21 protein-coding genes are annotated in these 24,183 nt (G+C 71.8%); 7 read left to right on the top strand and 14 right to left on the bottom strand.

Features of this window, described 5'->3' with window-relative positions; translation table 11 throughout:
* Nucleotides 1–71: 71 nt before the first annotated feature.
* The 6 genes from WDV06_RS03990 to WDV06_RS03965 form a co-directional block, all read right to left on the bottom strand.
* The gene (locus tag WDV06_RS03990) at nt 72–1,475 is read right to left on the bottom strand and encodes an 8-oxoguanine deaminase (RefSeq protein WP_395508190.1); all 1,404 of its coding nucleotides are present in this window, start codon (nt 1,473–1,475) and stop codon (nt 72–74) included.
* A gap of 185 nt (nt 1,476–1,660) precedes the next feature.
* Nucleotides 1,661–2,584, bottom strand: coding sequence for a factor-independent urate hydroxylase (gene pucL, locus WDV06_RS03985; protein WP_045947381.1), 924 nt, complete (start codon nt 2,582–2,584; stop codon nt 1,661–1,663).
* Between the two features lies 1 nt (nt 2,585).
* The gene (gene uraH, locus WDV06_RS03980) at nt 2,586–2,975 is read right to left on the bottom strand and encodes a hydroxyisourate hydrolase (RefSeq protein ID WP_395508189.1); all 390 of its coding nucleotides are present in this window, start codon (nt 2,973–2,975) and stop codon (nt 2,586–2,588) included.
* A 2-nt stretch (nt 2,976–2,977) separates the two neighbouring features.
* Nucleotides 2,978–3,493 (bottom strand): 2-oxo-4-hydroxy-4-carboxy-5-ureidoimidazoline decarboxylase, encoded by a 516-nt coding sequence (gene uraD / locus WDV06_RS03975; RefSeq protein WP_395508188.1) that lies wholly within the window; start codon nt 3,491–3,493, stop codon nt 2,978–2,980.
* Between the two features lie 154 nt (nt 3,494–3,647).
* On the bottom strand, nt 3,648–4,058 hold the full coding sequence (locus WDV06_RS03970; RefSeq protein ID WP_395508187.1) for a helix-turn-helix domain-containing protein: 411 nt from the start codon (nt 4,056–4,058) through the stop codon (nt 3,648–3,650).
* Nucleotides 4,055–4,306 carry a thiamine-binding protein gene (locus WDV06_RS03965; protein WP_395508186.1) on the bottom strand — a complete coding sequence of 84 codons (252 nt, stop codon included), beginning with the start codon at nt 4,304–4,306 and terminating at the stop codon, nt 4,055–4,057. The genes WDV06_RS03970 and WDV06_RS03965 overlap by 4 nt, the downstream gene beginning before the upstream one ends.
* Before the next feature lie 126 nt (nt 4,307–4,432).
* Between WDV06_RS03965 and WDV06_RS03960 the strand changes: the two genes are divergently transcribed.
* The 3 genes from WDV06_RS03960 to WDV06_RS03950 all read left to right on the top strand — a co-directional run bounded on the left by WDV06_RS03960 (nt 4,433) and on the right by WDV06_RS03950 (nt 7,933).
* A complete protein-coding gene (locus tag WDV06_RS03960) occupies nt 4,433–5,266 on the top strand; it encodes a TIM barrel protein (protein WP_395508185.1) in 834 nt (277 codons plus the stop codon).
* 75 nt (nt 5,267–5,341) lie between these two features.
* Entirely contained in the window at nt 5,342–6,241 is a 900-nt protein-coding gene (locus WDV06_RS03955) for a 2-hydroxy-3-oxopropionate reductase (protein WP_395508184.1), read from the top strand.
* Between the two features lie 234 nt (nt 6,242–6,475).
* Nucleotides 6,476–7,933: a catalase gene (locus tag WDV06_RS03950; RefSeq protein ID WP_395508246.1), complete on the top strand. Its 1,458-nt coding sequence runs from the start codon at nt 6,476–6,478 to the stop codon at nt 7,931–7,933.
* A gap of 1,764 nt (nt 7,934–9,697) precedes the next feature.
* Here the strand turns inward: WDV06_RS03950 and gcl are convergent.
* Entirely contained in the window at nt 9,698–11,485 is a 1,788-nt protein-coding gene (gene gcl, locus WDV06_RS03945; protein ID WP_395508183.1) for a glyoxylate carboligase, read from the bottom strand.
* A 268-nt stretch (nt 11,486–11,753) separates the two neighbouring features.
* Between gcl and WDV06_RS03940 the strand changes: the two genes are divergently transcribed.
* Together WDV06_RS03940 and WDV06_RS03935 are read left to right on the top strand one after the other, a co-directional pair.
* Entirely contained in the window at nt 11,754–12,581 is an 828-nt protein-coding gene (locus WDV06_RS03940; RefSeq protein ID WP_395508182.1) for a hypothetical protein, read from the top strand.
* A gap of 105 nt (nt 12,582–12,686) precedes the next feature.
* Entirely contained in the window at nt 12,687–13,175 is a 489-nt protein-coding gene (locus WDV06_RS03935; RefSeq protein WP_395508181.1) for a glutathione peroxidase, read from the top strand.
* Nucleotides 13,176–13,227: 52 nt separating this feature from the next.
* Here WDV06_RS03935 and WDV06_RS03930 read toward each other — a convergent pair whose 3' ends face one another.
* Genes WDV06_RS03930 through WDV06_RS03910 form a run of 5 tightly spaced genes read right to left on the bottom strand, consistent with a single transcriptional unit; the run spans nt 13,228 to nt 20,294 of the window.
* Nucleotides 13,228–14,922 (bottom strand): AMP-binding protein, encoded by a 1,695-nt coding sequence (locus WDV06_RS03930; RefSeq protein WP_395508180.1) that lies wholly within the window; start codon nt 14,920–14,922, stop codon nt 13,228–13,230.
* Nucleotides 14,923–14,967: 45 nt separating this feature from the next.
* Entirely contained in the window at nt 14,968–16,074 is a 1,107-nt protein-coding gene (locus WDV06_RS03925; RefSeq protein ID WP_395508179.1) for a winged helix DNA-binding domain-containing protein, read from the bottom strand.
* 55 nt (nt 16,075–16,129) lie between these two features.
* Complete coding sequence (locus WDV06_RS03920; RefSeq protein ID WP_395508178.1) at nt 16,130–17,461, bottom strand: NAD(P)/FAD-dependent oxidoreductase; 1,332 nt, start codon at nt 17,459–17,461, stop codon at nt 16,130–16,132.
* Nucleotides 17,458–18,861: an FAD-dependent oxidoreductase gene (locus WDV06_RS03915; protein ID WP_395508177.1), complete on the bottom strand. Its 1,404-nt coding sequence runs from the start codon at nt 18,859–18,861 to the stop codon at nt 17,458–17,460. The genes WDV06_RS03920 and WDV06_RS03915 overlap by 4 nt, the downstream gene beginning before the upstream one ends.
* Nucleotides 18,858–20,294, bottom strand: coding sequence for an FGGY family carbohydrate kinase (locus WDV06_RS03910; RefSeq protein WP_395508176.1), 1,437 nt, complete (start codon nt 20,292–20,294; stop codon nt 18,858–18,860). The genes WDV06_RS03915 and WDV06_RS03910 overlap by 4 nt, the downstream gene beginning before the upstream one ends.
* A gap of 364 nt (nt 20,295–20,658) precedes the next feature.
* Between WDV06_RS03910 and WDV06_RS03905 the strand changes: the two genes are divergently transcribed.
* Entirely contained in the window at nt 20,659–21,639 is a 981-nt protein-coding gene (locus tag WDV06_RS03905) for a hypothetical protein (protein ID WP_395508245.1), read from the top strand.
* 210 nt (nt 21,640–21,849) lie between these two features.
* Nucleotides 21,850–23,274, top strand: a complete 1,425-nt coding sequence (locus WDV06_RS03900) for an amino acid permease (RefSeq protein ID WP_395508244.1) — start codon at nt 21,850–21,852, stop codon at nt 23,272–23,274.
* Between the two features lie 54 nt (nt 23,275–23,328).
* On the opposite strand, the gene WDV06_RS03895 is transcribed toward WDV06_RS03900, so the two are convergent.
* Nucleotides 23,329–23,565 (bottom strand): DUF6213 family protein, encoded by a 237-nt coding sequence (locus WDV06_RS03895; protein ID WP_395508175.1) that lies wholly within the window; start codon nt 23,563–23,565, stop codon nt 23,329–23,331.
* Nucleotides 23,566–23,608: 43 nt separating this feature from the next.
* Nucleotides 23,609–24,067: a CBS domain-containing protein gene (locus tag WDV06_RS03890; protein ID WP_395508174.1), complete on the bottom strand. Its 459-nt coding sequence runs from the start codon at nt 24,065–24,067 to the stop codon at nt 23,609–23,611.
* Nucleotides 24,068–24,183 lie beyond the last annotated feature (116 nt).

The following is a 24,183-nucleotide window of genomic DNA, read 5'->3' as shown; positions in this document are numbered from 1 at the left end:
CTGCCGCGGACCCCGCTCGGGTCCGCGGCGGCCGGCCGAGGGCCGTCCCCCCCGGCCGGACTCCGGGGGGATCAGGCCTGCGCGGAGATCCGGGCCAGGCGCTGGGCCTCCGCGCGGGTGGACACCGCGATGGCGTCCTCGTCCGCGAAGAGCAGCCGGTTGTTCTCGACGATCTGCTTGCCGTTGACGAACGAGGCGGTGACCGGGGCGGCCGCGCCGAAGACGAGCGCGGTGACCGGGTCGGCGATCGAGGAGTGCAGGAAGGTGTTCAGGTTCCACAGCACCAGGTCGGCGCACTTGCCGACCTCCAGCGAACCGATGTTGTCGGCGCGGCCGAGGACCTGGGCACCGCCGTAGGTACCCAGGCGCAGCGACTGGCGGGCGTTGAGCGCGGCCTCGCGGTGCACCGGGTTCAGGCGGTTGATCAGCAGCGCGTTGCGCAGCTCGGTGTGCAGTTCGCCGGACTCGTTGGAGGCGGTGCCGTCCACGCCGAGACCGACCGGGACGCCGGCGGCCAGCATGTCCGGGACGCGGGCGATGCCGGCGGCCAGCCGGGCGTTGGAGGACGGGCAGTGCGCGACACCGGTCTTGGTGCGGGCGAACGCGGCGATGTCGGAGTCGTTCATGTGGACGCTGTGCGCCATCCACACGTCCTCACCGAGCCAGCCGGTCGACTCGAAGTAGTCGGTCGGGCCCATGCCGAAGAGCTCGTGGCAGAACTTCTCCTCCTCGACGGTCTCCGAGCCGTGCGTGTGCATGCGCACACCGAGGCGGCGGGCCAGCTCGGCGCCCTGCTTCAGCAGCTCGGTGGAGACCGAGAAGGGGGAGCACGGGGCGACGGCGACCTGGGTCATCGCGTCGAAGGAGGCGTCGTGGAACTTCTTGACGGTCGCCTCGGTGTCCGCGAGGGCGCCTTCGAGGGTCTCGACGGCGTGGTCCGGCGGCAGGCCGCCGTCCTTCTCGCTGCGGTCCATGGAGCCGCGGGCGAGGGTGAAGCGGACGCCCATCTCGGACGCGGCGCGGATGATCGCGCCGGAGAGGTCGCCGGAGTTCTTGGGGTAGACGTAGTGGTGGTCCATCGCGGTGGTGACACCGCCGCGGGCCATCGCCGCCAGGGAGCCCTGGGCCGCCGTGTACGCCATCTGCTCGTCGATGCGCGCCCAGGTCGGGTACAGGGCGACGAGCCAGTTGAAGAGGTTGTGGTCGGTGGCCAGGCCACGCGTGATCCACTGGTAGAAGTGGTGGTGCGTGTTGACCAGACCGGGGGTCACGAGGTGCCCGGTGCCGTCGATGCGGCGGACGACGTTGTCGAGGTTCTCGGGGGCTTTGCCCGCGCCGACGAACTCGATCCTGTTGCCTGCGATGACGACGTGACCCGAGGCGTACTCGGTGTCGTTGGCGTCGACGGTCGCGATCGCACAGTTCTCGATGACGATGCGCTCTACGGCGCCGTCATGGGCTGCCGATGCTGCCATGGGACTTCCTCGTGCTTTCAGTGGCGGTGCGGGCACGGCAAAGCCCTGGGGATTTGAGTGCCGGAGCCGGGGGCCTGACAGCTGACAGTACTGCTGCCCCGTGTGGTGCGTCCGGGTGCCGATTCAGGAAGCTGTGGGGTGTCGCCCCGGGGCCACTGCGGAGCCCCGGGACGCGCGTGCGCTGCTCAGAGGTTGGTCATGTCCACGGGGATACGGGCGTCAGCGCCGTCGCGGAGGACCGTCGCCTCGATCAGACCGTAGGGACGGTCCGCGGCGAAGTACACCTCGTTGTCGTTCTTGAGCCCGAAGGGCTCCAGGTCGACCAGGAAGTGGTGCTTGTTCGGGAGCGAGAAGCGGACCTCGTCGATCTCCGAACGGTGGTTGATGATGCGCGAACCCATCTGGTACAGGGTCTGCTGCAGCGACAGGGAGTAGGTCTCCGCGAAGGCCTGGAGCATGTGCTTCTTGGTCTCGGCGTACGACTTCTCCCAGTTGGGCATCCGCTGCTCGTCGTCCGACCAGTTGAAGCGCCAGCGGCCCGACACCTGGGTGGCCAGGATGCGGTCGTACGCCTCCTGCAGGGTCGTGTACTTGTCCTTCACGTAACCCCAGAACTCCGAGTTCGTGGAGTTCATGACGATCAGGTCCTTGAGGCCGGAGATGACCTCCCAGTTCTGGCCGTCGTACGTGATCTGGGTGACGCGGGTCTCCATGCCCTTGCGGACGAAGGAGTGGTTGACCTCGTCGGAGCCGATGAACTTGGAGTTGGCGTCCGAGGTGGCGATCCGGTCCCAGGCGTACTCCTCGATCCGGATGCGCGCGCGCTGGATCGGCTCCTGGCTGTTCACGAACCAGCGGGCCAGGTGGATGCCGAACTGCTCGGCGGACTCGATGCCGTACTCCTTGGCGAACGCGTACACCGTGTTCTTGGTGGTGTCCGTCGGGAGGACGTTGGCGTTCGAGCCGGAGTAGTGGACGTCGTCCATGTCGCCGGAGAGGGCGACCGAGACGTTCAGGTCCTTGATGTGGTGCGTGTCGCCGTCCCGCGTGATCTTGACGACGCGGTTCTCTGCTTTGCCGTACTGGTTCTGGCCCAGAATCGTGGCCATGCTAGCTCCCTCGGTAAACGGAGTAGCCGAACGGGTTGAGCAGCAGCGGTACGTGGTAGTGCTCGCCCGGGTTCACCGCGAAGGTGATGGTTACCTCGGGGAAGAACGCACCGCTGTCCCTTACGCGGGGGGCGTCCTGCTGCGCCTCGGCTTGCTTCTTTTCGAAGTACGTCTCGGTCTCGAAATCGAGACGCACGTGTGTGGTGCCCTCCGGCAGGGCCGGCAGGTCCTTGCAGCGCCCGTCGGCGTCGGTGGCGGAGCCGCCCAGGGCCGCCCACTCGCCGGTCAGGCCCGTACGGGCCGACAGCGAGATGGCGACGCCCTCGGCGGGGCGGCCGATGCTGGTGTCCAGAATGTGCGTGGACACCGACGCGGTGGTCTCGGTGCTCATGTTCACTCTCCTTCTGCGAGCTCGACGAGTCGGGTCAGACGGATCCGGTTGATCTTCACGAGTTCACCGCGCGCGATTTCTCGCTCCTGCTCCGGCGTGTTCTCGATCCGGACCTTGACCGCGTCCCGCATGAACTCACCGGTGGCGCCGGTGGCGCAGATGAGGAACACGTGGCCGAACTTCTCCTGGTAGGCCAGGTTCAGTTCGAGGAGCTCGTTCCTGAGCTCCTCCGAGGCGCCGGCCATGCCACGCTGCTCGCGGGCGGAGGTCGGGTCTCCCGGCTTCGGCCGGCCGATCGGCGCGTGGCCTCCCATCGCCTCGCCCAGGTCGTCCGCGGTGAGCTCCGCCATGGCGGCCTCGTTCGCGGCGTACAGGGAGTCGGCGGTGGCGAAGGGGCGCTGGGCGAGCATCTTGCTCCCCCACGCCGCGCTGGCGCACACCTCGTGCAGCTCGGCCGTGGCCTCGCTGTCGTCCAAGGCGTTGAACCGGGTCAGACCCGGGGTCGGGCTCGAAGTCACGGTAGGCCTCCGTGGCCTGTTGTTGCTTTGACGGGCTGCGCATAGCTAACGCCCTGGACAACACGGCGTCAACACTTTGTTGAAACTTCGCGTACACAAAAGCCGCCGCCCGGGTGAATTGGGCGGCGGCTCGTGACCGTCGGTGGAGCGTCCCTCACTCCGGGCTGTTCGGTTTCACTGCCTTGGCAGGCCTGTTCTGAGCGCCGGAATCCCGGTTCAAATAGTTGTAGACCGTGAATCGGCTGACGCCCAGGGCACCCGCGACCGTTTCCACGCCGTGTCGCACGGCGAAGGCACCCCGCGCCTCCAGTATGCGCACCACGTCCTGCTTGGACTTGCGGTCGAGCTGAGCCAGCGGCACGCCGTGCCGCCGCTCCAGCGCCGCCAGGATGTGATCGAGCGAGTCGGAGAGCTGCGGCAGCCGCACGGCCAGCACCTCACGGCCCTCCCAGCTCAGCACGACGTCGTCGGGCTCGGCGCGGGCGGGGTCCATCAGCTCGCCGCCCATCGCGTCCACCAGCGGCTTGACCGCGGTGACGAACGGGTGGTCGCGGGGTTCGGTCATGCTCCGTCCTCACCGATCACGTTGACCTGGAGCGAGACGCGCGTGGCGCCGGCGTCCAGCGCGTCGCGCAGCAGCGCGGCCACGGCCTTCAGCACCGGGTCGGAATCGCCCTCGGCGGTATTGCCGAACGGGCCGACGTCGACCGCGTCCAGCTGGGCCTTCTGGATGACCTCGCGGGCGGCCACGGCGTGGGCGGGGGCCTCTTCGAGGTCGAAGGGCTCGGTCGTGAACTCCACTCTCAATCGCACGCCGCCCAAGCTACCCGGCAGTCGTGAGATTCCGGGAGCCGGCACTTGACAAGTCGGACGCCCTGCTTGCAGTCTTCCATCAAGCAGAAACTAACTTCCGCAATACGGAAGGAGCGCACACCCCTCATGGGATACACGGACCAGCGCTTCGATGTGAACCTTTCGATCCTCTTCACGGAACTCCCGCTCCTGGAGCGCCCCGCGGCCGCCGCCGCGGCGGGCTTCACCGCGGTCGAGCTGTGGTGGCCCTGGATCGAGACCCCCACCCCCGCCCAGGAGGAGCTGGACGCCCTCAAGAAGGCCCTTGAGGACGCCGGGACCCAGCTGGTGGGCCTGAACTTCTACGCCGGCCGGCTCCCCGGCCCGGACCGCGGCGCGGTCTCGGTGCCCGGCGAGGAGTCGGACCGCTTCAACGCCAACATCAACGTCGCGGCGGACTTCGCCGCCTCGGTCGGCTGCAAGGCGCTCAACGCCCTGTACGGCAACCGCGTCGAAGGCGTGGACCCGGCCGTCCAGGACGAGCTGGCCCTGAAGAACCTGGTCACCGCGGCGCGGGCCGCGGACCGCGTGGGCGCGATCCTTCTGATCGAGACCCTCAACAAGCCCGAGTCGCCGCTCTACCCGCTGGTGAGCGCCCCGGCCGGCATCGAGGTGGTGGACAAGGTGAACGAGGCCACCGGCCTCGGCAACGCCAAGTTCCTCCTCGACCTGTACCACCTGGCGATGAACGATGAGGACCTCTCCGAGGTCATCGAAAAGTACGCCGCCAAGACCGGGCACGTCCAGATCGCGGACAAGCCCGGACGCGGTGCCCCCGGCACCGGCGAGCTGCCCCTTGAGGACCTCCTCGACCAGCTCAAGAAGGCCGGCTACCAGGGCTTTGTCGGCCTGGAGTACAAGGCCGCCGACGCCGCAGCGTCCTTCGACTGGCTGCCGGCCGAGGCCCGCGCCGCCAAGTAAGAGGACGAAGTCCGGGCGATCAGCCAGGCACCTCACGCACTTTTCGTACGAAGCTTGAAGAAGAAGGACCTCATCATGAGCAACCCCACCGCGCTCCCGAAGATCGCCTGGATCGGCCTCGGCATCATGGGCTCCCCCATGTCCGAGAACCTCCTGAAGGCCGGCTACTCGGTCACCGGCTTCACCCTGGAGCAGGACAAGCTGGACCGTCTGGCCGCCGCCGGCGGCACCGCCGCCGGCTCGATCGCCGAGGCCGTCGCGGACGCCGACGTCATCATCACGATGGTGCCCGCCTCCCCGCAGGTCGAGGCCATCAACTACGGCCCGAACGGCATCCTGGAGAACGCCAAGTCCGGCGCGCTCATCATCGACATGTCGTCGATCACCCCGCAGACCTCCATCGACCTGGCGAAGAACGCCGCCGAGAAGGGCATCCGCGTCATCGACGCCCCGGTGTCCGGCGGCGAGGCCGGCGCCATCGAGGCCGTCCTGTCGATCATGGTGGGTGGCGAGCAGGCCGACTTCGACGCGGCCCTGCCCATCCTGGAGGCCCTCGGCAAGGTCATCGTCCTGTGCGGTCCGCACGGCTCCGGCCAGACGGTGAAGGCCGCCAACCAGCTCATCGTCGCGGTGAACATCCAGGCGTGCGCCGAGGCCGTGGTCTTCCTGGAGAAGTCCGGCGTGAACCTTGAGGCCGCCCTCGACGTCCTCAACGGCGGTCTGGCCGGCTCCACGGTCCTGACCCGCAAGAAGGACAACTTCCTGAACCGCGACTTCAAGCCCGGTTTCCGGATCGACCTGCACCACAAGGACATGGGCATCGTCACCGACGCCGCCCGCAACGTCGGTGCCGCCCTGCCCGTCGGCGCGGTCGTCGCCCAGCTCGTCGCCTCCCTGCGCGCCCAGGGTGACGGCGGCCTGGACCACTCCGCCCTGCTCCGTGCGGTCGAGCGCCTCTCCGGCGCCCAGGTCTGATCCCCCGCGGCCCGCTCACCCGGGCCGCCTCCCCCCGCACGAACGGGGGCCCGAGTTTCCGGATGGTGCCGGTGCTGACACCTGTCCTGTCGCGCCCAAGCGCCGGCACCGTCCGGATTACCTCCCCATTCTTTCTTTCAACAAACTGTTGACGTCGCGTTCACGCCGAAATTAGGCTGGTTCCGCATGACGGAAGACGCTTTCCGTCAGCAGTTACCCGTACGGAAGGTCACCATGTCGAAGCGCACGCTGACGACCGAGTCCGGCGCCCCGGTCGCCGACAATCAGAACTCCGCCACCGCCGGCGTCGGTGGCCCGCTCCTGATCCAGGACCAGCAGCTCCTTGAGAAGCTCGCCCGCTTCAACCGTGAGCGCATCCCGGAGCGCGTGGTGCACGCCCGCGGCTCGGCCGCGTACGGCTACTTCGAGGTGACCGACGACGTCACCGCCTACACCTCGGCCAAGTTCCTCTCCGAGGTCGGCAAGAAGACCGAGACCTTCCTGCGGTTCTCCACCGTGGCCGACTCCCTCGGTGGCGCGGACGCCGTCCGCGACCCGCGCGGCTTCGCACTGAAGTTCTACACCGAGGACGGCAACTACGACCTCGTCGGCAACAACACCCCGGTGTTCTTCATCAAGGACCCGATCAAGTTCCCCGACTTCATCCACTCCCAGAAGCGCGACCCCTTCACGGGCAAGCAGGAGCCGGACAACGTCTGGGACTTCTGGGCGCACGCCCCCGAGGCGACGCACCAGATCACCTGGCTGATGGGTGACCGCGGCATCCCGGCGTCCTACCGCCACATGAACGGCTACGGCTCCCACACCTACCAGTGGACCAACGCCCAGGGCGAGGCCTTCTTCGTCAAGTACCACTTCAAGACGAACCAGGGAATCCGCTGCCTCTCCGCCGAGCAGGCCGCCGAGCTCGTCGGCAAGGACGCGAACTCGCACCAGACCGACCTGCTCCAGGCCATCGAGCGCGGCGTGAACCCGAGCTGGACCCTCTACGTCCAGATCATGCCGGCCGCCGAGGCCGCGGACTACCGCTTCAACCCGTTCGACCTCACCAAGGTGTGGCCGCACGCCGACTACCCGCTCCAGCGCGTGGGCCGCCTGGTCCTCGACCGCAACCCGGACAACGTCTTCGCCGAGGTCGAGCAGTCCGCGTTCTCCCCGAACAACTTCGTCCCGGGCATCACCGCCTCGCCGGACAAGATGCTCCAGGGCCGCCTCTTCGCGTACGCCGACGCCCAGCGCTACCGCCTCGGTGTGAACCACACCCAGCTGCCGGTCAACGCGCCGAAGGCGACCAAGGCCGACAACTACGGCCGCGACGGCGTCATGGCGCTGCGCAACGGCTCGCGCCACGACAAGAACTACGAGCCCAACTCGTACCAGGGTCCGGCCGAGACCGGTCTCGCGCTCGGTGCCCCGAAGGCCGTCTCCGGCTACACGGGCACCCACGAGGCCCCGGCCCACACCAAGGACGACGACTTCTTCCAGGCCGGCGAGCTCTACCGCCTGATGTCCGAGGCCGAGAAGCAGCGTCTGGTGGCGAACATCGCCGGCGGCCTGTCGCAGGTCACGCTGGAGGACGTCATCGAGAAGAACCTGGCTCACTTCCACGCCGCGGACGCCGACTACGGCCGCCGCGTCGAGGAGGCCGTGCGCGCGCTGCGCGACGCCTGAGCCCCCCAGATGTACCGGGGGCCTGGCGGGAGGTCAGGCCCCGGGTGCTGAGCCCGCACCGCGGACCCGGATGAGGGGTGGTACGTGGTGAGGGCAGACCGCGCCAGTCCATGCGGCTGGCGCCGCGTGAGGACCGTGGCGGGCGTGCGAGCCAGTGCGGTGGTAATGGGTTCCGAGGCCCGTCTCTTGACCTGAGGGAGACGACGCCGGAGTTCCCGTCGCCCGCCCGCCACGGTCCCAGCCACTCCTCTCTACAGGGGCCACGCACAGGGTCCCCTATAGAGAGGAGAACAACTCCTCCCAGCAGTCTCACAGTCTCCGCCCGGCGGTGCGAACGTCCTGTCGCGCCAGCCTCGCTCCGTCGGGCGGTAACAACCAGAGAGCCGAGTCACGGACGGTCCCGTGACTCGGCTCTTTGTCGTTGGGGGGTGGGGTGGGTGGGGGCGGGACTTGAGCCGGGCGGTCTCAGGGAGGGGTTGGGGATTTCCCGTCAGTCCCATCGTCCTTCCGCGTCGGGCCGGCCCGTCAAGGGCGCTCCTTCGTCGCGTCGCTGCGCGATCGCCTTCGGCGACCCTTGACAGACCGACCCGCCCCGGAAAAACGAAGACTGCCGGGAAACCCCCAAAGGAACGGGACGGATGTTCATGGACACGCGGCCGACTCAGCGACCAGGCGAGGTCGTCGGGGGCCGCCTCGCCGGGCCTCCGGGCCGCCACCATCCCCACCGGGGCCGCTCTCACGCACCGGATCGCTACGCGCTTCTCTCTTTCGGCGTCCGGCGGCTGTCTGGGGCTGATACCCGCGCCGAAGGACGACGGAAGCGTTCTCCGGGGCCGGGAGGCGCACCGGATCGCTGCGCGCTTCTCAGATTCCGGCGTCCGGCGGCCGTCTTGGGCTGATACCCGCACCAAAGGGCGAACCGGATGGCATTCGGACCCGGCAGGCGCGTCAGATCGCTACGCGCTCCTCGAATTCCGGCGTCCGGCGGCCTTCTTGGGCTGGTACCCGCGCCAGAGGACGAACGGATCGTCCTGCGGAGCACCCAGGCGCCCCAGATCGCTGCGCGCTGCCGAAATCTCGGCGTCCAGCCGCCGTCCAGGGCTGATGACCGCACCACAAGCCGACCCGCAGGGCATCCCAGCCCAACACGGGCCGCCGGACGCCGAAAAGAGAGGAGCGCGTAGCGATCTGGGGCGGGGGGCGGTGCCGCTTGCGGCTGGGGCGGCCCGGATGCCCGGCGAGGCGGGCCCCGACGACCTCGCCTGGTCGCTGATTCGGCCGCATGTCCATGGAACATCCGTCCCGTTCCTTTGGGGGTTTCCCGTCAGTCTTTCGGCTTTCCGGGGCGGGTCGGTCTGTCAAGGGTCGCCGAAGGCGATCGCGTAGCGACGCGACGAAGGAGCGCCCTTGACGGGCCGGCCCGACGCGGAAGGACGATGGGACTGACGGGGAGCCCCCCAACCGTCCCTGAGGCCGTCCGAGGGGCGTACGGCCCCCGGCCCCGCCTGCAACCGGAGCCGGCCGTTCTCAGGGCCGCGGGGCATGCCTCCGCGCGGGTGCCGCCCGGGGGCCGGGGCCCGGGCCGCGGGTGGTTGGCGCCGCCCCGGATTCACCCCGTCGGGGTGTCGGCCACCGTCGGACCGTGCCTCGTACTCACTGGTCTGGACGGTGGTGTGGCCGCTGGCCGCACCAGCCCCCGAACGCCCAGCGGCCCCCGGTCCTCCGGGCGGAGGAGCGGGGGCCGCTGTGTGCGTGCGGGGACGATCAGACCTGGAGGGCCTTGATCGCGGTCGGGGCGTGGCCCGGCTCGGTCGCGAGCTCCTCGAACTCGGTGACGTCGCTCATGTCGACCGTCTTGCTCATCGCGATGTTGGTGACGCGCTCCAGGATGGCCTCGACGACGACCGGGACCTGGAACTCCTGCGCCAGCTTCTTGGCCTCCTCGAAGGCCTCGCCCAGCTTCTCCGGGTCGGTGACGCGGATGGCCTTGACGCCCAGGCCCTCGGCGACCTTGACGTGGTCGACGCCGTAGACGCCGATCTCCGGGGTGTTGATGTTCTCGAACTCCAGGTTGACCTCGAAGTTGATGCCGAGGCCGCCCTGCGCCTGGCGGATCAGGCCGAGGTAGGCGTTGTTCACGAGGACGTGGACGTACGGGACCTTGTGCTGGGCGGCGACCGCCAGCTCCTCGATCATGAACTGGAAGTCGTAGTCGCCGGAGAGGGCGACGACCGGGACGTCGGGCTGCGCGGTGGCGGCGCCGATGGCGGCCGGGATGGTCCAGCCGAGGGGGCCGGCCTGGCCGCAGTTGACCCAGTGGCGCGGCTTGTAGACGTGCAGGAACTGCGCGGCGGCGATCTGCGAGAGGCCGATGGTGGTGACGTAGCGGGTCTCCGGGCCGAACGCCTTGTTCATCTCCTCGTAGACGCGCTGCGGCTTCATGGGGATGTTCTCGAAGTGCGTGCGGCGCTGGAGGGTGGCCTTGCGCTCCTGCGCGGAGGCGGCCCAGGCGGAGAAGTCCGGCAGCCTGCCCTCGGCCTTCCACTCCTTGGCGACCTCGATGAAGAGCTCCAGGGCGGCCTTGGCGTCGGAGGCGATGCCGAAGTCCGGGGCGAAGATCTTGCCCAGCTGGGTGGGCTCGATGTCGACGTGGACGAACTTGCGGCCCTTGGTGTAGGCCTCCAGGTTGTACCCGGTGTGGCGGTTGGCCCAGCGGTTGCCGATGCCGATGACGGTGTCCGACTCCAGGAAGGTCGCGTTGCCGTAGCGGTGGGCGGTCTGCACGCCGACCATGCCGGCGGCCAGCTCGTGGTCGTCCGGGATGGTGCCCCAGCCCATCAGGGTGGAGATGACCGGGATGCCCGTCAGCTCGGCGAACTCGACCAGCAGGTCGGAGGCGTCGGCGTTGATGATGCCGCCGCCGGCGACGATCAGCGGGCGCTCGGCCTCCAGCAGGAAGCTCAGGGCCTTCTCGGCCTGGGCGCGGCTGGCCTGCGGCTTGTAGACCGGCAGCGGGGTGTAGGTCTCGGGGTCGAACTCGATCTCGGTCAGCTGGACGTCGATCGGCAGGTCGATCAGGACCGGGCCAGGACGGCCGGAGCGCATCAGGTGGAAGGCCTGCTGGAAGACGCCGGGGACCTGCGCGGCCTCCAGGACCGTGGTGGCGGCCTTGGTGACGGGCTTGGCGATCGTGGCGATGTCGACGGCCTGGAAGTCCTCCTTGTGGAGCTTCGAGACCGGCGCCTGGCCGGTGATGCACAGGATCGGGATCGAGTCCGCGATCGCCGAGTACAGGCCGGTGATCATGTCGGTGCCGGCCGGGCCCGAGGTACCGATGCAGACGCCGATGTTGCCCGCCTTGGCACGGGTGTAGCCCTCGGCCATGTGCGAGGCGCCCTCGACGTGACGGGCCAGCGTGTGCGCGATCCCGCCCACGTTCTTGAGCTCGCGGTAGAACGGGTTGATCGCGGCACCGGGCACGCCGAACGCCTGTTCGACACCCTCAAGCTTGAGGATCTCAACGGCGGCAGCGGCGGCTGTCATACGAGGCATCAGGTTCTCCTGCGGGTCTGGCGGTCAGACTTTTTCCGGCATCCGGAATTTTTGTTCTGCTATACGAAACAAGCTAAGTGTCGGCCTCTCGCACGTCAAGGCGCTGGAGCACCCCGGAACCCACCAAAAGCCGCATCCGATTCGGCGAGTTGCACAAATGGCGGCGTCCGTGGCGGGAATCGGTGGGATTCGGCGGGCTCGCTCGCCCCGGCGGTGGCGGGTGGTGGAGCATGGACCCACGCACAGCGACGGAGGGGGTCCACGGCTCATGGCGGAAGCGGTACCGGTGCGCTGCCCGGCGTGCCAGCGCGAGAACGGCTACATCTCCCCGGTCTTCCCGTGCGCCTGCGGGAGTCCGGTCACCCCGCCGCTGGACCTGGCGGCCCCGCCCCTGCCGCTGACCCACCGCACCTGGCAGGACAGCTGGGTGACGGTGCGCTGCGGGGCCTGCGGGCGGGAGAGCGAGTGGCCGCACCCGGAGGTCGGCTGCGGTGCGTGCGGGACGGTGGTGCTGGTGCCCGTCCGGCCGCCGGCCGCGGCGGAGCCCGGCGCGGACCCGGAGGCCGGGAGCGGGGCCGGGTCCATGGCGGGTCCCGCCGGGCCGGACGCGGCGGGCGCGGAGGACGGCGTAGGGGGGGACGGGCGCCCGGCCGGCCGGGCTGCCGGATCCGGGGGCGGCGCCGCCGGCGCGGGGCGGGGCCCCGCCTCCCGGCCGCCGTTCCGGCCCGTGACCATCCGTACCGCGCGGGACGCGGTGGCGACGGCCGCGCTCTACCTGCGCTGGCTCGGCTTCCGGGACGTCCGCCAGCCCGACGGGGTGCCCATCCCCTCGGCGGCGGTGGACCTGCGGGCGCCCGGGGTGGTGGCGCAGGTCGACGCGACCACGGCGCCGGCCGGGCTGCGGGCCGTGGAGTGCGTGTGGCTGAACGGTCTGACGGCCTCGGCGACCAGCGTCTACTTCGCCCTCGCGGGCTACACCGAGGAGGCGCGGGGCCGCGCCGACGACCTGGGGATACCGCTGTTCGTCATGGACCTCACGGGTATGCCGCAGCCGGTCAACGACCCGGCGGACGCGTTGGTCGGGCGGGGGGCCTAGGCTCGGAGGCTGTTCGCACGTGTTGTTCGATCATGTTGCCTGCCCGCATGCCTGACTGCCCGCATGCCCACTCCCCCGCATGCGGGCCGAGCCGAGGAGAGCCCGATGAGCCTGTACGACATCCCGCTGACCACCCTGGACGACGAGCCCACCAGCCTGGCGGCCCACCGCGGCAAGGCCATCCTGCTGGTGAACACCGCCTCCCAGTGCGGGCTCACCCCCCAGTACTCGGGTCTGGCCCGCCTGCAGTTCAAGTACGAGGAAAAGGGCTTCACCGTCATCGGTGTGCCCTGCAACCAGTTCGGCGGCCAGGAGCCCGGGACCGCGGAGGACATCCAGACCTTCTGCGCGGCCGGCTTCGGGGTGACCTTCCCGATGCTGGAGAAGTCCGAGGTGAACGGCGAGAACCGGCACCCGCTGTACCAGGAGCTGGTGAAGACCCCGGACGCCGACGGCGAGGCGGGGGACATCCAGTGGAACTTCGAGAAGTTCCTGATCTCCCCCGCCGGCGAGGTCGTGGCGCGCTTCCGCCCGCGTACCGAGCCGGAGGCCCCCGAGGTCATCGCCGCCATCGAGGCGCAGCTGCCGGCCTGACCCGGTTTCCGCGTACGGGCGCCCGCTTGCGTGCGGGCGCCCGGGGCGGACCTCACCCCGCCAGGTCGGCCTCGTCGTACTCCTGGGCGGAGCCGGCGGCCGTGAGGTCGCGCAGCTCCACCCGGCGGATCTTCCCGGACACGGTCTTGGGGAGCTCGGCGAACTCGATGCGCCGGATCCGCTTGTACGGGGAGAGCACCGCCCGGGAGTGCTCGAAGAGCAGCCGGGCGGTCTCCTTCCCGGGCTCCCAGCCGGCGGCGAGGGTGATGTACGCCTTCGGCACGGCGAGCCGCAACGGGTCCGGCGCCGGGACGACGGCCGCCTCGGCGACCGCCTCGTGCTCCAGCAGGGCGCTCTCCAGCTCGAACGGGCTGATCTTGTAGTCGGAGGCCTTGAAGACGTCGTCGGCCCGGCCCACGTAGGTGAGGTAGCCGTCGGCGTCGCGCGAGGCGATGTCCCCGGTGCGGTAGAGGCCGTCCGCCATGGCCTCGGCGGTGCGCTCGGGGTCGTCGCGGTAGCCGGTCATCACCCCGGCGGGGCCGCGGCGCAGGTCCACGCACAGCTCGCCCTCGTCGGGGGACTCCTTGCCGGTGACGGGGTCCAGCAGCACGATCTCGTAGCCGGGCGCGGGGCGGCCCATGGAGCCCGGCTTCACGGGGGCGCCGGGGAAGTTGCCCACCTGGAGGGTGGTCTCGGTCTGCCCGAACCCGTCGCGGATGGTGATGCCCCATGCCTCCTTCACCCGTTCGATGACCTCGGGGTTCAGGGGTTCGCCGGCGGCCACGGCCTCGCGCGGGGGCCGGCGCAGGGCGGTGAGGTCGGACTGGATCAGCATCCGCCAGACGGTGGGCGGGGCGCAGAAGGTGGTGACCCCGCCGCGGTCCATCTCGGCCATGAGCCGCTGCGCGTCGAAGCGGGTGTAGTTGTGGACGAAGACGGTCGCGCCCGCGTTCCAGGGGGCGAAGAGGTTGGACCAGGCGTGCTTGGCCCAGCCGGGCGAGGCGATGTTGAGGTGGACGTCGCCGGGGCGCAGGCCGAGCCAGTACATGGTGGAGAGGTGCCCGATGGGGTACGAGGCGTGGGTGTGCTCGACGAGCTTGGGGCGGGCGGTGGTGCCCGAGGTGAAGTAGAGCATCAGCGGGTCGGAGGCGGGGGTGTCCCCGTCGGGGCGGAAGGCGCTGTCGGCCCCGTCCATGTCCGCGAGGCTCAGCCAGCCGGCCGGGACCCCGTCACCGGCGGCGATCCTCGTGTAGTCCCCGGGCACCTCGTCGAACTTCGGGGTGTCGGCGACGCGCGCGATCACATGGCGGACGTTGCCGCGTTCGATGCGGTCGCGCAGGTCGGAGGGGCCGAGCAGCGGGGTGGCGGGGATGACGACGGCGCGCAGCTTCATCGCGCCGAGCATCACCTCCCACAGCTCGCGCTGGTTGCCCAGCATGACCAGGATCCGGTCTCCGGCGGCGACGCCCTGCCCGCGCAGCCAGGTGGCGGCGGACCCGGACCGCAGCCGCATCTCGTCGAAGGTGACGGTTTCGGTGGTGCCGTCCTCCTCGACGATCCGCAGCGCGTCGGCGCCGTTGCCCTCCGCGATGCGGTCGAACCAGTCGAACGCCCAGTTGAAGCGCTCGGGGCGGGGCCAGGTGAAGCCGGCGCGGGCGGAGTCGTACTGGCCGCGGTGGGCGAGCAGGAAGTCCCGCGCGGCCAGGAAGCTGTCGCTGCCGCTGTTCTCGGTCATGGTCATGGTCATGGGAGGCATCGTGCCGCGTCGGACGGGGCCTCCACCAGGGCGGCGTCAGCCTCGGATTGACCCGAAGCGCACCTTCCCGGACCCGTCGCCCAGAGCGGCGAGCATCGCCTCCCCTTCGGCGGCGATCTCCTCCTTCACCTCGCGCGGCGTGTCCCGGAACAACTCGACGGCGACCACGTCCGCCTCGCTGCTCCACACCCCTGCCAGGAACCCGTCGACCAGGACCACGCGCCGGCTCTGGTTGCCGTTCGTGTTGCGCCCCTTGAACTCCGGGGGGACGACGCGGGTGCGGTCGGCGTGCGAGAGGAGCAGGTTGTCGAACTCGGGGAGGAAGCGGGGCGGCGCGGGGGTGGCGGGGTCGGGGCGGGGGGCGTCGGGGAGGTCGAACAGCTCGGTCCCGTTCTCGTCGCGGAAGGTGACCAGGCGCGGCCGGAGCCGCTGGAAGACCTCCCGGAGCCGGGTGATCCCCGCCCAGGTCTGCATGTCCTTGACGGAGGCGGGCCCGAAGGCGCCGAGGTACCGCAGGACGACGGCGTCGATCCCCTCTCCCGCCGCGGACTCCCCCGGGGTCCGGTCCGCCGCCCAGGTGTCCAGGGTGGTCAGCCGCACCTGCCCGCTGCGCCCCCACACCCCGCGCGGGGTCACCTGCACGAGCGGCAGCAGGCACCGCGCGGCCACGGCGAGCGCCTGCGGGTCGGCGCCGGGCCACACCCGGAGCAGCTCCTCGCGGATCTCCCCCATGGTCCGCGGCTCCTCCTCGACGAACGCCCGGGCCCGGGCGGCGAGCGCCTCCAGGTCGACGCCCACGAGCCCTTTCCGGAAGTAGCCCACTTCCCGGTCCCGGGCCCCCTGGACCAGGGGTCGCACGATCCGGGCGTCTTCCACGGTGTGGGTGTGAATGGTGGACCGCATGGTCACCATCCGCACCACCTCCCGCTCCTCCATCAGCCGCCCCAGCTCCTCGGGCCGGAACCCGGCGAGCCGGGCGTGCAGCTGGAAGTAGGGCGGCTTGACGTTCTGCGCCTGCAAGCCGAGCAGGTGCGCGACGGCATCCCGCGCGGACATCCCGGCCCGGTCCAGCAGCAGCTGGCGGGCGAGCGTGGCACGGTTCAGCGCGCGGCGGTCGAGTACGGAACTACCCACAGAAACCATGCCCGCAACCTAACCCCCCTCGCGGACACCTTCTGTCCGCAAACGTCTCCCGTCTTCACGAGCCGGACTGGCTCCAGGTGTAACCCTCTACGGTCAGGGTTACCGGGCCGGCCTCCGGGTCCACTCGGGTTGTCCAGGGGGTCGGCAGGTGGAGGGAGCGGGTTGGGGTGAGGTGGGTCCAGGGGCGGTGGTGCCAGAGGAGGCGGGTGTCCTGGTGGATCCGGAGGGTCGGGGCCGTCAGGGGGATCGCCGTGCGGAGCAGGAGGGAGCCGCGGGGTGTGGGGGTGGTGAGGTGGGTCGGGGTGGTCCAGGCCAGTGGGGGGCCGGTCAGGAGGGGCGGGCCGGGGGTGGGCCAGGGGGTGCCCGAGAGGTGGGCCAGGAGCGGGGGTGCGGCGGCGGCGCCCTCGGCGGCGGCGGTGGCGGCGGGCTCGATGCCGTGGAGGGCGTTGCCCACGGCGAAGACCCCGGGGGTGTGGGTGCGGTAGGCGGCGTCGACGGCGGGGCCGCGGGTGGCGGGGGCCAGCGGGATACCGCCGCGGCGGGCCAGGTCGTGCTCGGGGATCCAGTCACCGGTGAAGACCACCGTGTCGCAGGCGATGACCCCCGACCGGCCGTCCCGGTGGCGGACGGAGACGGCCGAGAGGCGGCCCCGGCCGTGCAGTTCCGTCACCGTGGTCCCGGTGAGGAGCGGGACCCCCGGCAGGGCGGTGGCGCGCGCGTGTTCCGTGAGCATCGCCACCACCTGCGTGCCCGTGCGGCGGAGGGTGCGTGCCGCGTGTCGGGCCACCGGTTCGGCTCCGACCAGGACGACCCGGCGGCCGACGGGCCGGGGGAGGTTCGGGTGGTGGAGGGATCGGTGGAGTTCCCCCGTGGTGAGGACGCCCGCGGGGCGGGTGCCGGGGACCAGGCGGGCGCTGCGGGGGCGTTCTCGGGCGCCCGTGGCGAGGACGACGGCCCGGGCGGTGATCCGTTCCAGGCCGGACGGGCTCGTGGTCTCCAGGGTCAGCGGTCCGGCCCAGCCGGTGGCGGTGACGCCGGTGCGGAGCGCGGCGCCGGCGTCCAGGGCCGCCGCGACCGAGCGCCGTGCGTACGCCGGGCCGGTGAGCCACGGGAGTGGGGGGCTGCCGAAGCCGCCGTGGTGCACGTGGCGGGGTACGCCGCCCGGCTCCTCCTCGCGTTCCAGGACCTCGACGCGTCCGGCGCCCGCGCGGGCGGCTCGGGCGGCGAGAGCGAGCCCGGCCGGGCCCGCTCCGACGACCAGTACGTCGACGGTGCGCTCCACGCGGGCCGTCCGGGCCGATGTGCCGTCCGTGCGGCCGGGGGTGGTGCGCGTGCGTTCCCGGTGGTCCGGGCGGTCCGGGCCGTCCCTGTGGTCCGGGCCGTTCATGCGCGGGGCTCCTCGGGGGTGAACAGTGCGCGGACCGCCGCGCCGCAGTGGAAGCCCTGGCAGCGGCCGGCGCGGGCGCGGGTGCGGCGGCGCAGGCCCTCGGGTGAGGCGGGCGGGATGGTGGAGGCGAGGGCGTCGCGGATCTCCCCGCCGGTCACGCGCTCGCAGTGGCAGACGATCCGCCCGTACTCCGGGTCCGCCGCGATCATCCCGGCGTCGCGGTAGGGGCGGGGGAACGCCTCTCCCAGGTTCGGCATCCGCACCGGCTCCGGGTCCCGGGCGCCGGAGACGGGCAGGCCGCCTTCGGCGAGCAGCTCCACCACGTGCGCCGCGATCGCCATCGAGGCGGTCAGGCCCGTCGAGCGGATCCCGCCGACGGTGACGTACCGCTGGGCGGGGTGGGCGCGGATGGCGTAGTCCTCGGACCCGGTGGCGGCCCGCAGGCCCGCGTAGACGGCGGTGACCTCCTCGTCGAGGAGCGCGGGCAGGATCCGCCGGCCCTTCTCCCGGAGCTGGGCGAGGCCTTCGGCGGTCGAGCCGGTGGCGGTCTTGTCGTCCAGGTCCTCGGCGGTCGGCCCGAGCATCACCTTGCCGTGCACCGTCGGAGTCACCAGGACCCCTTTGCCGAGCGCGGTCGGCACCGGCAGCAGGATGTGGCGGACGAGGCCGCGCGCCGGTTCGTCGAAGACGATCAGCTGGCCGCGCCGGGGGGTGACGGTGAAGTCCGCGTGGCCGAGGAGCCGGTCGACCCGGTCCGCGTACAGGCCGGCCGCGTTGACCAGGTGGCGGGTGCGCAGCGGGCCGCGCTCCGTGTGCAGGACGTGGGGGTCCCCCGGAGCGACGGACTCCACGCGGCAGTTCAGGTGGAGGTCGACGCCCGCGCGGACCGCCTGCGTGGCGTACGCGAGCGTCGTGGTCCAGGGGCAGATGACCGACTCCCCCGGCACCTCCAGCGCGCCCAGCACGCCCGGACCGAGGTGCGGTTCGCGGGCCCGCACCTCCTCGGCGGGGAGGATGCGGGTGTCGTGGTGGCCGTTGCGTTCCGCTTTGGCGGCGAGGCCGGGGAGGGCGGCCAGCTGGTCCGCGTCCCAGGCCACGAGGAGCGCGCCGAGCGGTTCGACGGGGATGCCGCTTCCGGCGGCGTACGCGCTGAGCAGCCGGCTGCCCTCGCGGACGAGCCGGGACTCCAGGGAGCCGGGCACCGCGTCGAAGCCGGTGTGCAGGATGGCGGTGTTGGCCTTGGAGGTGCCGTCGCCGACATCGTCGCGGGCTTCGACCAGGGCGGTCCGCAGGGGGAGCCGGGCCAGTTCGCGGGCGATGGCGGAGCCGACGACTCCGGCGCCGATGACCGTGACGTCGTACTCGCCTCCGGGCAGGACGCCCCGGGTGGTGACGCTCATGCCGGGCCGTCGAGGAGGGCCGCGACCGCCGTGCGGAACCGTGCGCGGCGCTCGGCGGCCTCGTCCGCGCCGGCCCTGGGCTCGTAGACGGCGGAGGGCTTCCATTCCGGGACGGCGTCGCGGACGGTGAGGGAGGGGTCGAGTCCGAGCCGGGCGACCGCGCCGACGCCCAGGGCGGTGGCGTCCGGCAGGGCGGACACCTCGACGGGGATCCCGAGCAGATCGGCCTGGGCCTGCATGAGCAGGGCGGAACGGGTGAGCCCGCCATCGACGCGCAGGGAGGTGAGCGGTGCGCCGAGGTCGGTCGCGGCGGCGTCCGCGAGCTCGGCGACCTGGGCGGCGATGCCGTCGCAGAGGGCGTGCACGAGGTGGCCGGCGGTGGTGCCGAGGCCGAGGCCGGTCACGGAGCCGCGCAGGTCGCCCCGCCACCAGGGCGCGGCGAGCCCGGCGAGGGCGGGGACGAAGGTGACGCCGCCGGAGTCGGGGACGCTCGCGCCCACGGTGTCGATGTCCTCGGCGCCGGAGATCACGCCGAGGTCGGTGAGCCAGCGGACGGCGGAGGCGGCGGTGTACACCTGGCCGTCGAGGCAGTAGCTGGTGCGGCCGGCGATCCGCCAGGCCACGCAGCCGACCAGTCCGGTGGAGCTGCGGCGGGGCTCGGGGCCGGTCTGGGCGAGCAGGAACGCGCCCGTACCGTAGGTGCACTTGGCGGCGCCGGGCACGGTGACGCTCTGGGCGAGCAGGGCGGCCTGCTGGTCGACGAGCAGCCCGGTCAGCGGCAGTTCGGGGCCGAAGGCGGTGGTGGTGCCGACGCGGGTGTCGGCGTCGACGATCGTCGGCAGCGCTTCGCCGTCGAGTCCGAAGGCGCCGAGCGCCGGCCGCGACCAGCCGACGGTGTCGAGGTCGAGCAGCTGTGTACGGCCGGCGGTCGCCGCGTCGGTGACGAAGGCGCCGGTCAGGCGGTGCACCAGCCAGGCGTCGCTGGTCGTGACGACGCCCCGGCGGGTCTGGTGGCGGCGGATCCAGGCCATCTTGGGTGCGGCGAAGTAGGGGTCGAGCGGCAGGCCGGTGCGTTCCCGCAGCAGGTCGGCGTGCGGGGCGAGTTCGGTGCAGAGGCCGGCGGCGCGCCGGTCCTGCCAGACGATCGCGTCGGTCAGCGGCTCGCCGTTGGCCGGGTCCCAGGCGAGCACGGTCTCGCCCTGGTTGGCCAGGCCGACCGCGACCGCCGGTTCGCCGGCCGCGGCGAGGGCGGCCCGTCCGGCGTCGACGACCGATCGCAGCAGTTCACGCGGGTCCACTTCGACCCGGCCGTCCGGCAGGTGGCGGGGGCGTACGGGGGCGGAGGCGGAGCCGATGACCCCGCGGTCCGGGCACAGGACGAGGGCCTTGGTTCCCGAGGTGCCTTGGTCCACTGCGAGCACGGGGCCCGTCATCACGACTCCGTCCGCGTTCCGGCAGGTCAATCGATCGTCGGTCGGAAGCCTTCCCCAGCGGCGGGGCGCCCGTCAAGATCCGCCCGGACGGACGGGGGTACGAATGACGCCACATCACATCCCTTGAATGGCTTGAAACTTGCGTTCGAAGAAGATTCCGGGTGCGGTCGGCCGGACTCGTCTTATAGTGATCGCCGATCAACGGTCGGTAAGGGCGCCGTCCGTGGGTCCAACGGCGGGGGTTCGCCGAACAGTTCGCGCATGGTTCACGCATCCCCGTACCTCCATGCGATCCGAGGACCCCCATGACCACGATGACCGCAACACGAGCCCGGACCGGCCGCGACGCGACCGGGACGAGGTGATGGCCGGCAGCGACTTCCGGCCCGTCTACCACCCCGCCGGCCTCGACGACGGCCTGCGCGCCGCCGTCCAGGACCTGCGTACGGGGCGCTGGCTGGCGATGGCCCGGCTGCTGGAGCGCACCGACAGCTGGGGGCTGTGGACCCAGCGCACCCAGGTCCTCGCGGCCGTCGCGGCCGGCTCCGACGTGGTCCTGGCCTGGCGGGCCGAGCAGCCCACCAGCCTCGCCGCCACCGTCATGCACACCCGGGTGGCCGTCGAGCGGGCCGTCCGCGCCCACCGGGCGGGCCATCCCCGGACGCACGAACTGTGGCAGGAGGCCTGGCAGGCCTGCCGGAACACCGCCGCGATCAGCCCTGCCGACCCGGTGCCGTGGGTCTGTCTGCTCGCCCTCGCCCTCCTCGACGGGCACCAGCAGATGGACGAGCACCGGCTGCCGCCGCCCGGCCCGATGCTGCCCCCGGGCCCCTGGGGGATCCTCGCGCAGGCCGACGAACGGGACCCGTACAACCGCGAGGCCTACCACCGGATGCTGCAGTTCGTGCACACGGGCACGGCCGGACCGCGCGCCGAGGCCGTCAACTTCGCCCGCTGGGCGGCCGGTTCCGCCCCGCCGGGGTCGGCCGTCCACCTGCTGCCGCTCTACGTCCACGTGGAGCGGTACCGCCGCGAGGGGGGCCAGGAGCGGGCCCTCGACCTGCACTGGGTCGCTGAGGACGCCATCCGCGACGCGACGCACGCCCTGAACGCCTGGTTCGCGTACGCCGACCCCGTCCACGCCTCCCCGCTCGACCTGAACCACCTCGCCCACGCCCTGTGGGGGGCCCACCAGTTCGGCGAGGCGGCCCGCGTCTTCGACGCGATGGGCGGCTACTGGACCACCGCGCCGTGGGCCCAGAGGACCCGCGACCCCGCGGACCAGGCCCTCGCCGAAGAGGTCTTCCTGCGCGCCAGGTCCCGGAGCCTGGCCGACCGGGCCTGAGCTCCCGCCCCGCGCCGCGCCCCCACGCGGCGGTCCCACGCACCACCACACCCCCCGCTCCTCCCTCCCCCGTCCCCGTGTTCCCCCCTCGGAGGTATCCCCGTGTCGCGCACCACGCCGGCAGCCCGCCCGGACCGCAAGGCCCCGCTCCTCAAGGACGAGGAGGAGCGGCTGAGGGAACTCGGCTACCAGCCTGTCCTCGCCCGCCGGATGGGCGGCTTCGGAAACTTCGCCATCAGCTTCTCGGTCATATCCGTGCTCTCCGGCTGCATGACCCTGTACGGCTTCGGCCTGGGCACCGGCGGTCCGGCCGTGATGCTGTGGGGCTGGGCCGGCGTGGGCCTCTTCGTCCTGTGCGTGGGGCTCGCCCTGGCCGAGGTGACCAGCGCCTACCCCACCTCCGGCGCGCTCTACTACATGGCCGACCGGCTCGGCGGTCGCCGCTGGGGCTGGTACACGGGCTGGCTGAACCTGCTCGGGCTGCTCGGCGCCATCGCGGGCATCGACTACGGCGCGGCCCTGTTCACCGGCGCCTTCCTGAACCTCCAGTTCGGTTTCGTGCCCACTCCCGGCTCGACCTTCCTGATCTTCCTGGCGATCCTGCTGCTGCACGCCGCGCTCAACCTCTTCGGCGTCCGCCTGGTGAGCGTGCTCAACTCGGTCAGCGTCTGGTGGCACCTGGGCGGCGTCGCGCTGATCGTCGGCGCCCTGGCCTTCGTTCCCGACCACCACCAGTCGGTCTCGTTCGTCTTCACCGAGTTCGTCAACGACACCGGCTGGGCCAACCCGTTCTACGTGGCCGCCGTCGGCCTGCTGCTCGCCCAGTACACCTTCTCCGGCTACGACGCCTCCGCGCACCTCTCGGAGGAGACCTCCAACGCCTCCGTCTCCGCGGCCAAGGGCATCGTCCGCTCCATCTGGGCCTCCTGGCTCGCCGGGTTCGCGCTGCTCGCGGGGCTCACCTTCGCCATCCAGGACTACGCGGCCGTCGCGGGCAGCGCCACCGGCGTCCCGCCGGCCCAGATCTTCCTCGACGCCCTGGGCGCGGGCGGCGCCAAGGCCCTGCTGCTCGTGGTCATCGTGGCGCAGCTCTTCTGCGGCAACGCCGAGGTCGCCGCGGCGAGCCGGATGGTCTTCGCCTTCAGCCGTGACAACGCGCTCCCCGGCTCGGACCTGTGGCGCAAGGTCAGCGGCCGCACCCAGACCCCGGTCCCGGCCGTCTGGCTCTCCGTCGTCGTGGCCGGTGTCCTGGCCCTCCCCTCGCTCTGGTCCGCCACCGCGTACGGTGCCGTGACGGCCATCAACGTCATCGGCATCACCCCGGCGTACGCGATCCCGATCTACCTGCGGCTGCGCGCCGGCGACCGGTTCGAGCCCGGTCCGTGGAACCTGGGCCGCTGGAGCCGTCCGATCGGCTGGACGGCGGTCGTGTGGGTGGCCGTGGTCACCGTCCTGTTCTGCCTGCCGCAGAAGTCCCCGGTGACGATCGACTCGATGAACTACGCGGTGATCGCCCTGGCGGTCGTCCTGGTGCTCGCGAGCGTCTGGTGGTACGCGGCCCGCCGCTCGTACGGCACCCCGTCCGCCTACGGCACGGCCCGCGAGCAGGCGGACATCGCCGAGGGCATCGTCTGATCCGGCCGCTTCCCCGCGTGACGCCCCGGCGCGCCTCCCGCGTGCGCCGGGGCGTCAGTCCGCTCCGTCCGCGAGCGGCATGAAGCCGATGCACTCCGCGTCGATCTGGTCGGCCAGCTCCACGAGTACGCCGGCCAGCCCGAGGGTGGTGCCCGGGTCGAGGTCCGTCTCCTCGTCGTACACCGACTGAAGCCAGCCGCCCGCGAGCCGGCGCAGCAGCGCGGTGACCTCGTCGGCGGGGATCAGCAGCCCGCCGTCCGCCACCGAGACCAGGGGTACGTACGCGTTCATGGCGACACCTCCTCCGCTCGTGCCGCGCCCGGGGGCGCGCCGCTCAGCTGTCGCGCCCGTTGTCGGGCCCGTTCCCGTGCCCGTTGCCGGGCCCGGCCGCCGCGATCGCCGCGAGCGCCGACCCCGGGTCCTGTTCGACGACCAGGTCGCCCAGGCTGACCACCCCGACCAGGGCGCCGTCCCCGGTCACCACCGGCAGGCGGCGCAGGGCCCTGCGCCGCATGAGGGCGATGGCCGCGTCGACCCCGTCGTCGGGCCCGACGGTGACGGGGTCGGTGGTGCAGACGGCCCGCACGGTCGTCTCGGCGGGGTCCCGGTCGTCGGCCACGGCCCGGACGACGATGTCCCGGTCGGTCAGGATGCCGCGGAGCCGGCCGCCGTCGACGACGAGTACGTCCCCGATGTCGGCGTCCCGCATCACCCGCGCGGCCTCGGCCAGGGTGGTCGACTTCCCGACGGTCACCGGGTTCCCGGTCATCACCTCGTGCACTCTGCGGGCCATGGGTCCTCCCACTGCCGACACGGCTCCTCACGGGGCGGCTACCCGCCCGGTGGCGGCGCAATCGCCGTACCGGTGCGGAGCGGGGTCGCGGGACCTCCGGTGTCCGTCCGCGGTCG

Source organism: Streptomyces racemochromogenes, from assembly GCF_044129415.1.
In the GTDB taxonomy this organism is placed as follows: domain Bacteria; phylum Actinomycetota; class Actinomycetes; order Streptomycetales; family Streptomycetaceae; genus Streptomyces; species Streptomyces racemochromogenes_A.
Note: the sequence above shows the minus strand (reverse complement) of the source record. Positions and strands in the feature narration are given on the sequence as shown.